The organism is Bradyrhizobium sp. NBAIM18, from assembly GCF_020193825.1.
In the GTDB taxonomy this organism is placed as follows: Bacteria; Pseudomonadota; Alphaproteobacteria; order Rhizobiales; family Xanthobacteraceae; genus Bradyrhizobium; species Bradyrhizobium yuanmingense.
The window spans coordinates 133,369-143,234 of sequence record NZ_JADYVO010000019.1; the positions used below are offsets into that span (position 1 = coordinate 133,369).

Annotated in this window: 7 protein-coding genes; 2 read left to right on the top strand and 5 right to left on the bottom strand. The window is 65.3% G+C overall.

Going from position 1 to position 9,866, the window contains the following annotated elements; genetic code table 11:
* Positions 1-91: 91 nt before the first annotated feature.
* The gene (locus I6F17_RS30155; RefSeq protein WP_225127038.1) at positions 92-880 is read right to left on the bottom strand and encodes an MOSC domain-containing protein; all 789 of its coding nucleotides are present in this window, start codon (positions 878-880) and stop codon (positions 92-94) included.
* 239 nt (positions 881-1,119) lie between these two features.
* Here I6F17_RS30155 and clpB point away from each other — a divergent pair, with 239 nt between their 5' ends.
* On the top strand, positions 1,120-3,759 hold the full coding sequence (gene clpB / locus I6F17_RS30160; protein ID WP_035996950.1) for an ATP-dependent chaperone ClpB: 2,640 nt from the start codon (positions 1,120-1,122) through the stop codon (positions 3,757-3,759).
* 41 nt (positions 3,760-3,800) lie between these two features.
* On the opposite strand, the gene I6F17_RS30165 is transcribed toward clpB, so the two are convergent.
* The gene (locus I6F17_RS30165; RefSeq protein ID WP_057028591.1) at positions 3,801-4,220 is read right to left on the bottom strand and encodes a nuclear transport factor 2 family protein; all 420 of its coding nucleotides are present in this window, start codon (positions 4,218-4,220) and stop codon (positions 3,801-3,803) included.
* A gap of 201 nt (positions 4,221-4,421) precedes the next feature.
* On the opposite strand from I6F17_RS30165, the gene I6F17_RS30170 reads away from it, so the two are divergent.
* On the top strand, positions 4,422-5,087 hold the full coding sequence (locus tag I6F17_RS30170) for an AraC family transcriptional regulator (RefSeq protein ID WP_225127039.1): 666 nt from the start codon (positions 4,422-4,424) through the stop codon (positions 5,085-5,087).
* A gap of 200 nt (positions 5,088-5,287) precedes the next feature.
* On the opposite strand, the gene I6F17_RS30175 is transcribed toward I6F17_RS30170, so the two are convergent.
* From I6F17_RS30175 to I6F17_RS30185, 3 genes are all read right to left on the bottom strand, one after another.
* The gene (locus I6F17_RS30175) at positions 5,288-5,551 is read right to left on the bottom strand and encodes a hypothetical protein (protein ID WP_225127041.1); all 264 of its coding nucleotides are present in this window, start codon (positions 5,549-5,551) and stop codon (positions 5,288-5,290) included.
* 87 nt (positions 5,552-5,638) lie between these two features.
* Positions 5,639-7,258, bottom strand: coding sequence for an SMP-30/gluconolactonase/LRE family protein (locus tag I6F17_RS30180; protein ID WP_225127043.1), 1,620 nt, complete (start codon positions 7,256-7,258; stop codon positions 5,639-5,641).
* 153 nt (positions 7,259-7,411) lie between these two features.
* Positions 7,412-9,475, bottom strand: a complete 2,064-nt coding sequence (locus I6F17_RS30185; protein WP_225127045.1) for a M23 family metallopeptidase — start codon at positions 9,473-9,475, stop codon at positions 7,412-7,414.
* Between the last annotated feature and the right edge of the window lie 391 nt (positions 9,476-9,866).

Consider the following 9,866-nt stretch of genomic DNA (forward strand, 5'->3'; position numbering starts at 1 on the left):
GCGACGAAGCAATCCAGACTGTTTCCGCAGATGCATTCCTGGATTGCTTCGCTGCGCTCGCAATGACGGAGTATGTTGAGACGGCGTTGGCTCACAGCAGCTTCGGCTCTTCCACCGCCACCACATCGCCGACGCCGACGTCACCGGCGGCGATCACCTCGGCATAGATGCCGCAGTCCATATGGCCGAGATGGCGCGAGAGCGTGGGCGGGATTTCGAGATCGCGCTTGGCGGTCTCGGGGTCGACATTGGTGGCCGGGCAGCGGACGATGCGCTTGATCACCTTCAGCCGGGCCTGTCCGATCGCGAGCGTCTGGCCGACGAGGTCGAGCTCCGACCAGGCCGGCCAGCCCTTCACGTAGAGATTGGCGCGGAAGCGCAGCGGATGCACGGCGACGCCGCCGAGCATGGTCTCGATGGCGCGGACGCTGTCGAGATTGATGATGGAGACGACCTTGCGGGCGACGTCGGAGAAGCTGTGGTCGCGGCCGGACAGAACCTTGGGTGGGCCCTTCAACTCGGGCTGAAAGTTCTTCGTGAAATAGGCCTCGATGGCGGCGCGCCCGGCGGCGGTCTCGATATCGCCGCTGGCGACGATCTGGCCGTCCTTGCGGATGGTCAGCACGTTGGTTTCGTCGTCGAACCGACTGTCGAGCGCGGCCAGCCGCTCATTGCGCGCCAGCATCAGAAACTGGATTTTCGGCTTCCATTCGGGCGTCTCGGGGTCGAACCCGCTCGGGCCGTTCTCGATCGCGTAGCGGCGGTCGGCCGGCAGGGTCTGGCCGACCCGCAAAGGAACGTGCGACAGGCGTTCCGGCGTCAGGCCCTTGATCGGGTAGCGGTAGAGGCCGGTGATCTCGGCGGTATGGCTGGCTGTCATGCCGCTACTTAAGGGATTCGGATCGCCATCGCCAAGCCCGCCCGTCCGCGCACGAAATTGTGAAGTAGCCTCTTTCGCATCCGCAACCTGCTTCCCACATCTGGTCCAGCCCGGCGGCAACGCCGGCAAAAGACGACCGTTACCGGTTGAGAAACGTCAATGCGGTAATTGGAAACCCAATGAAGATGCCGTTTGGGGTGCCTTAGAGGGCCCCGAGGGCAGGCCGAGGGACAGAAAAGATGAATATCGAGAAGTATACCGAACGCTCCAGGGGCTTCATCCAGTCCGCGCAGTCGCTCGCGATGCGCGAGGGGCACCAGCAGTTCTCAACCCTGCATGTGCTGAAGGTCCTCTTGGATGACAATGAGGGCCTCGCCGCCGGTCTGATCGACCGCGCCGGCGGCAATTCCCGCGCAATCCTGAAGGCGACCGAGGACGCCCTCAACAAGGTGCCGAAGGTCTCCGGCGGCGGTGCCGGGCAGATCTATCTCGCGCCTGAGCTGGCCCGCACTTTCGATGCGGCCGAAAAGGCCGGCGAGAAGGCCGGCGATAGCTTCGTCACGGTCGAGCGGCTTTTGCTCGGGCTCACGCTGGAAAAGACCAGCGAGGCCGGCACCATCCTGAGCAAAGGCGGCGTCACGCCGCAAAACCTCAACGCGGCGATCGAGGCGCTGCGCAAGGGCCGCACGGCCGACTCTGCGACCGCCGAGAACGCTTATGATGCCCTGAAGAAGTATGCCCGCGACCTCACCCAGGCTGCGCGCGACGGCAAGCTCGATCCGGTCATCGGCCGCGACGAGGAGATCCGCCGTACGATTCAAGTGCTGTCGCGGAGGACCAAGAACAATCCCGTCCTGATCGGCGAGCCCGGCGTCGGCAAGACCGCCATCGCCGAAGGCCTCGCGCTGCGCATCGTCAACGGCGACGTGCCGGAGAGCCTGAAGGACAAGAAGTTGCTTTCGCTCGACCTCGGCGCACTGATCGCCGGCGCGAAGTATCGCGGCGAGTTCGAGGAGCGGCTGAAGGCCGTGCTGCAGGAAGTGACCGGGAGCGAGGGCACCTTCATCCTGTTCATCGACGAGATGCACACGCTGATCGGCGCCGGCAAGGGCGACGGCGCGATGGACGCCTCCAACCTGCTCAAGCCGGCGCTCGCGCGCGGCGAGCTGCACTGCATCGGCGCGACCACGCTCGACGAGTACCAGAAGCACGTCGAGAAGGACGCCGCGCTGGCCCGGCGTTTCCAGCCGATCTTTGTCAGCGAGCCCTCGGTCGAGGACACCATCTCGATCCTGCGCGGCTTGAAGGACAAGTATGAGCAGCATCACGGCGTGCGGATCACCGATTCCGCGCTTGTCGCGGCGACGACGCTGTCCAACCGCTACATCACCGACCGCTTCCTGCCCGACAAGGCGATCGACCTCATGGACGAGGCCGCGGCGCGGCTGAAGATGCAGGTCGATTCCAAGCCGGAAGAGCTGGATTCGCTCGACCGCGAGATCATCCGGCTCAAGATCGAGCAGGAGGCGCTGAAGAAGGAAAGCGATGTCGGCTCCAAATCCCGGCTCCAGACCCTGGAGAAGGACCTGGCCGAGCTCGAGGAGAAGTCGGCGGCGCTGACGGCGCGCTGGAGCGCGGAGAAGAACAAGCTCTCCGACGCCCAGAAGCTGAAGGCCGAGCTCGACGGCTTGCGTGTCGAGCTCGCCAATGCGCAGCGGCGCGGCGAATTCCAGAAGGCCGGCGAGCTGGCCTATGGACGGATCCCGCAGCTCGAGAAGCAGCTTGCCGATATCGAAGCCAAGGAGAACTCGGGCGAGATGATGGAGGAGGCTGTTACCGCCAACCACATCGCGCAGGTGGTCTCGCGCTGGACCGGCGTGCCCGTCGACAAGATGCTGGAGGGCGAGAAAGAGAAGCTCCTGAAGATGGAGGAGCAGCTCGGCAAGCGCGTCGTCGGCCAGGCCGAGGCCGTGCGTGCGGTCGCGACCGCCGTGCGCCGCTCGCGTGCCGGCTTGCAGGACCCGAACCGCCCCACCGGCTCGTTCATGTTCTTAGGTCCCACCGGCGTCGGCAAGACCGAGCTGACCAAGGCTCTCGCGGAGTACCTGTTCAACGACGAGACGGCGATGGTCCGCCTCGACATGTCCGAATATATGGAGAAGCACTCGGTCTCGCGGCTGATCGGCGCGCCTCCGGGCTATGTCGGCTATGACGAGGGCGGCGCGCTCACCGAGGCGGTGCGGCGCCGACCCTACCAGGTGGTGCTGTTCGACGAGATCGAGAAGGCGCATCCTGATGTCTTCAACGTGCTGCTGCAGGTGCTCGACGACGGCCGCCTGACCGACGGCCAGGGCCGCACCGTCGACTTCCGCAACACGCTGATCATCATGACCTCGAACCTTGGTTCGGAATATCTGGTGAACCAGCCGGAGGGCGAGGACACCTCGGCCGTGCGCGAGCAGGTGATGGGAATGGTGCGGGCGCACTTCCGCCCCGAATTCCTCAACCGCGTCGACGAGATCATCCTGTTCCACCGCCTGCAGCGGAGCGAGATGGGCCGGATCGTCGAGATCCAGTTCGCGCGCCTGCAGAAGCTCCTGACCGATCGCAAGATCGTGCTGAGCCTCGATGCCGCCGGCCGCGACTGGCTGGCTGCCAAGGGCTGGGATCCCGCCTACGGCGCAAGGCCCTTGAAGCGGGTGATCCAGCGCTACCTCCAGGACCCGCTCGCCGAGATGATCCTCGCCGGCGACGTCAGGGACGGCGATAATGTCGCGATCTCGTCCGAAGGCAACGTGCTGACCTTCAACGGCAAGGCGCCGCAGACCGCCGAGATCACCCAGTTCGAGGCGCCGGTGGCGAAGCGGAAGCTGAACTGATGAAATACACGCCCTCCGCGCCAAACTCGCGGAGGGCGTTTTCAATCCGCTAAGAACGCGTCCACCACTGCCTGATCGCGGTCGTAGACCCAGCATTCGCTCAGCAGGCCTTCACGCACGGCATAGACCAGCAACCGTTCCAGTTCAGCCGTGCGACCGTCCCGGCTGAATGATTCCCGTGCGAGAATGGCGCCGCGCCGCGGCCCGGCCATCACGTCATCGATGGCGAGAAGTTTTCGGTTGGAGCGGCGTGCGACCTCGGCCAGAGTGGCAAGCGCGGCCGCCTTGCCGTGGTGAGTGCCGGCGAGGGGGTTATGGCCGGCATAATGCAGCACGAATTCATCGTGGTAGCAGGCGGCGATCGCGGCGCGATCACCGGCCTGCCAGGCGGCCGCGTAGCGCGTGACGGCGGCGCGGATCGCGGCGATTGGTGCGGCGTCATCTACCAGAACTCTGTCCATCGATATGATCTCCCCGGTCATCGGCAGCGCTGTGCCGGTGCGCTATGATGAGGCATGACCTCGCCTTCCGGCTTTCAGGAACTGGCTATCAGCACGCCGCCCAGCGGCGGACCGAAGAGGGCGCGGATGCTCGATTGGGACGCGCGGGTGCTCTATCTCGGTCCAGCCTTCGGGCTGACGCCCCACCGCAATGCCACCGGCGTGCTGGCCGTCGCGCTCGACGGGGCGATAGGCGTAGCTAACGATCCGAGGGCGCGCTCACCGTCTTATCGCCAGACCCGCAGCGTGCTGATCATGCCCAACAGTCTGCACCATCTCCGCATCGATGCCGGACGGACGGCCTTTCTGTATGTCGATCCCCTCGGGCGCGATATCGAGGCGCTTCGCTCACGAATGAAGGAGGTGGGATCGAACGCCGCGTTCGACCTGATCGACGAGAGGTCGGTCGTCGCGCTGTTCTGCGACATCGCGGAGCGACGCCTCGCATCTGAGGACGCGCGGCAAGCAGCCCGCGATATGCTTGGGATCGGATCAAGTGCGCAGCCGGATGCGAGAATTGCCGCCGCCATCAAGCGGATGCGCGAGCAGCCCAGCGGTTCGCACACGCTTGCTGAACTCGGCCGCAAGGCCGGGCTTTCGTCCTCGCGCTTCCTGCATCTTTTCAAGGACGTCACGGGTGTGCCGCTCCGCCGCTACCGGATCTGGTCCCGGATCGGCGCTGCCGCACGGGCGGTCGCACAAGGCCAATCGCTGACCGAGGCCGCGCATGGCGCGGGCTTTTCCAGCTCCGCGCATTTCAGCACGGCCTTCCGCGACATGTTCGGTATGATGCCGTCGGAATTGTTCGCACGGGTGCGCGCGGGTTAACGTCTTCAACGTGCTGTTGCAGGCGCTGGGCGACGGCCGCTGGCCGAGGGCCAGGGCCGTACCGTCGATTCCGCGACATGCTGATCATCATGCCTCGAACCTCGGTCCGAGTATCTCGTGAACCGGCCGGAGGGTGAGGATCTGAAATGAAATCCGCCCCGGAGGGTCACCTCTCCGGGGCGTCTTGTTTTGCTGTCTGGCTAGTTGCCGGGCGCCGAGGCGGAGCGGGGCTCGACGCCGTCCTCCTCCTCCTCCTCCAGCTCCGACAAAATATCCACCAGCTCGCGCACCCGGCCCTGCGCCAGCGGGCGCAGGTCGTTGATCATCGGCTCGTCATTGGCGAGCCAGGCCTGGGCCTCAGCGAGTTCCTCGGCGGTCGCGCCGGTTCCGATGATCTGGGCAATGGTGACGTCGTCGGCGCGGTCCACGGCTTTGACGACATCGTCGCGTGAGAGGCGCGTCATGGGCGATCCTCCTGCTGGCTTCCGTCAGCGTCTAACCGGGGAACCGGCGCGCCGGTTCCCCGGGGGCCAGCCCCGTGCACGCCACTGCTATTTCTTCACCACCTTGTAGATCGCATTTTCGACATCCGAGCTGACGTAGATCGCGCCCGTCGCGCCGACGGCGACGCCGGTGGGGATATGCGTCGGCAAGCCGCCGGGGGCGCCGGTCAGGCCGATCGGGAGATTGGCTGCGATCTCGGTGACCTTGCCGGATTCCGGCACGATCTCGATCAGCCGCTTGGCGCCGACTTCGGCGACGATCAGCTTACCGTCGCCGGTGCGCGCGATGCCTTCCGGCATCTTCAGATCCTTGGCGATCACGGTCTTTTCGCCGGTGCTGTCGATTTTGGAGATGATGCCAGCAAAAGCCTCGGTGACGTAAACCTCGTCGCCGGCCCCGCGGACGAGACCCATCGGACCCTCGAGCGCGCCGATCAGCGTGGTGCGATCCTTACCGTGCTCGCCGCTCACCTTGACCAGCGACTTGGTGCCGAGCTCGGCTACCAGGATGCTGCCGTCCGCGAGCACGACCGCGTCATGCGGCGCCTTGAAGTCGTGCAGCACGTCGCGCGTCGCGCCGGTCTTGCCGTCGATCACCTGCACGGTGCCGGTGAACCAGCTCGACAGGACCACGTCGTTGCCCTTCGCCGTCGCGCTCATCGGATATTCGAGCGTCGTGCCAGCGGCGTGCATGCGCGCCTTTTCGGTGACGTCGCCGGTCACGCCGTCCACCGTGCGATAGGCGAACAGGTCGGCGACGTGGATCGTGTCCTTGCCGTTCTCCGAGGTGACGCCGATGCCGCCTGGCAAAGCGAGCTTGCCGATGATGATCTGCCTGGCATGACCGGTCGCGGGATCGACCTCCTGGATGCCGTTGTCGGCCATGTTTGAGACGTAGATGCGGTCCTTGTCGTCGATGGCGAGATTGTCCAGCGACGGCTTCAGCTGCGCGACCATGGTCTTGGCGCCCGATTTGGGATCGACCCGGACGAGCTGGCCGAGCGCGGTGTCGATCACGACGAGATTGCCCTTGGAATCAAAGTTCACGGCGGCCGGGATCTTGAAGCCGTCGGCGACGACACTCAGCTCGGCCTTGTCGACGTCGACCCTTGCGACCTGGCCCTTGAACCACAGCGGACCATAGAGCTTGTCGTCGGGACCGAACTCGAAGCCGTTGAGGCCGCCCATCTTCTCCATGATCTGGCGGGGCGGTTTGACGCCCTCGACGTCGATCTCGTAGAGCGCATCGCCGAGGAAAACGGTGGTGGCGTAGAGCCTGCCGTCCTTGCGGAAGGCGAGCGAGTTGATGCCGGGCAGGCCGCTCGCGAGCTTCTTGATCGGACCGTCGCCCCTGCGCGCATAGAGATCGCCGGCGAGGAAGCCGGTCCAGGCCATGGTGCCGTCGGGTGCGAACGCAATGTCGTCGGCCATCCCCACTGGTGCCGGGATTGCAACCTTGGCGCTGCCGCCGCCAATGTCGACCTCGTAGAGCGCAGCGCCCGCGACGCTGCCGGCAAACAACTGGCCGACCTTGTCGACACCGAGCCCGTGCACGCCGTGGAATACCGAGCCCGGCACGAGTCTCGTGACCTCCCAGCCGTCGGCCGATGCGCTCGTTGTGGAGAACAGCGCAGCAATCAGGGCTGCGCAGGCGAGCCTGTTTCTCATGGCGTGACCTCCCATTTTTTGGAAAGTATTCGCCCGTCCTGCGGCTTTGGCAAACGAAACTTGACGTTGTGACGCCGCGAAGCGGCCTCGCTGCGTGGCGTGCTCGTTTGAAATTCTGTTTGAAAATACCGGCCTTCTCGGCCGGTTGTCGGCTTACCGGTTGGTGACCTGCAGCGGCCCGCCGGTGGCGTCCGACATCCGGGCGATGGCGCCGCCGCGGCCGCTCATCATGCCGTCGAGCCGGTCGCGCTCCTTCTCGAAGCTTGCCAGCATCGGGCCTTCCAGCGAACGGCCGCGCGGCAGCTTCACGCGCATCGGATCGACGAAGCGGCCGTTGACCAGGATCTCGTAATGGACGTGCGGGCCGGTCGACAGGCCGGAGGAGCCGACGAAGCCGATCACCTGGCCCTGCCGCACCTTCTTGCCGGGCTCCATGCCCTTGGCGAAGGCCGACATGTGGCCGTAGGCAGTCTCGTAGCCGTTGGAATGCTTGATGCGGATGTACTTGCCGTAGCCGCCCTCGGGGCCGGCCTTCTCGATCATGCCGTTGCCGGAGGCGAAGATCGGCGTGCCGTAGGAGGTGGACCAGTCGACGCCGGTATGCATTTTCACGTAGCCGAGGATCGGGTGGCGGCGGCCGCCGAAGCCGGAGCGCATGATGGCGTTGTTGACGGGCTTTCTGACCAGGAACTTCTTCGCGCTCTTGCCGGTCTCGTCGTAATAGTCGACGAGGCCGTCGTCGGGGCTCTGGTAGCGGTAGTATTTCTTGGTCTCGCCGCCGACGGTGAGCGAGGCGAACAGCACCTCGTTCTTCTCGGTCGCGGTCACGCCCTCGTCCTCGCCCGCGTAAAACACGTCGAAGGAATCTCCGGGCTGCACCTTGCGCTGGAAATCGACGTCGTAGGAGTAGATCTTGATCATGTCCTCGATGACGGGCATCGGGACCTTGTTGCGCATCGCGGTCTCGTAGATGCTCTGGTAGAGCCGCACGCCGGAGCCGTCATCGTCATCCTCGTCGTCGCTGCTGGCGTTGGCCGAAGTATCGGCGACCGTATTCATGCTGGAGACGTCGACGGCGACGTATTTGCCGAGATCGGACAGCGCCGCGATCGCTTCCACCATCGTGTCGTTTGCAACCACGACGCGATAGGGCTGCAGGCGGGCGCCGGGACTTGCGGGCGCCATCAGGATGCGGAGCTTCTCGCCTTCCTTCAGGCCGCCGTCGCGGCCGCGCGGTCCGAGCGTCGCGGTGATCGCCTTGATCTCGTCGGCATTGGCGCCGAGATCGCGCAGCACACCGGCGACGCTGTCGCCCTTCTTGACCATGTGGACGCGTTCGCCGTTGGGATTGCCGCCGGTGATCTGCTCCTTGGTCTTGGGCAGCAGCGTGACGTTTTCCGGCACCACGCGCGTCTCGAAGCCGGCATAGGGATCGGACGGCGAGGCCTCGGCGGCGTAGGCGGTTCTGATGTCGGAGGGACCGGTCGCGCCGGAGATGTCGGCAGCCGTGTTGGCGAGCGAGGCGTAGCGCACCCCGCCATTGCCGCGCCAATTGGCGGCATCGCGCACCCGCATCAGGATGTCGTCGAGTGCCACCACCGCGGAAATCTTGGCCTTCGGCAGCACCGGCGACAGGTCCTTGGTGACGAAGGACACTTCCGCGTCGGGCTCGACGGCTTCGGGATTGTTGGGATCGTCGGACGCCGTCTTCGGGTCGGAGCCGACATCGGTCAGCAGGCGCTGGGCGTTGAACGGCGGGATCTTCGCCGACAGATCGCTCGTCGTCATCGACAGATTGCCGGCGATCCGCACGAACGGACGCACCCGCATCACGTCACGGTTGCCGACGCGGGCAACCGTCGAGACGCGCATCACGTTGCGCGAGGCGGTGGATTCGCTCGGCGGCGGCAGGCGGTCGCTCTTGTGCAGCGTGGCGGCACGATCGGCGGCGCCGAATGCTCCGCGCAGCGCGCCTTCGACCCGCTCCGGCACCTTGGCGAAGGTCATCTCGCCGTCGAGCGAAGCGAAAACGGCGCCGCCGATCAGGGCTGCGCCGCAGAGTCCGGTCAAAATTGTCCCGCTGAACCATTGCACCGAGACGCGGCGGCGGTCGATCACCGCGGCTTCAGAACCATCGACGGACAGCGGCGGCTCGTGGCCGAGATCGATGATCCCGGTCTCACGCCCGTAAGTGCCGCGTGACGTCCTGTGGTTCAACCCAAGTCCCCCAACTCAACGACCCAAGATGCCCGGTTTCGAACCTGTCCCAGGCTGCCCTCTTGAACGGGGATCGCCGGAGCAGGCAAGCCGCACAACTGTCCGCGCCCAGAAAGCCCCTTGATGGGGCCGGCCGAAATTACGAACAGCTGGACGGGTAAAGCTCTCTCGATGTCTTTCGAATGCCGAAGGAAGGTCGCGTCATTTGCAACATCGCCTTCCTCTGACCCCATGAAAATCGCCGGCAGCCCCCACAGGCGTCCCCGCGATTCAAGCTTGTCTCTTATCAGAACGCCGCGGGATTGTGGCTCAAGTACGGCGCCAAATATGGAAAAAGTTTCCTAAATGCCGGGCCGTAAAGGCCCCCGTCAGATCACGGGCTGAGCTCGGG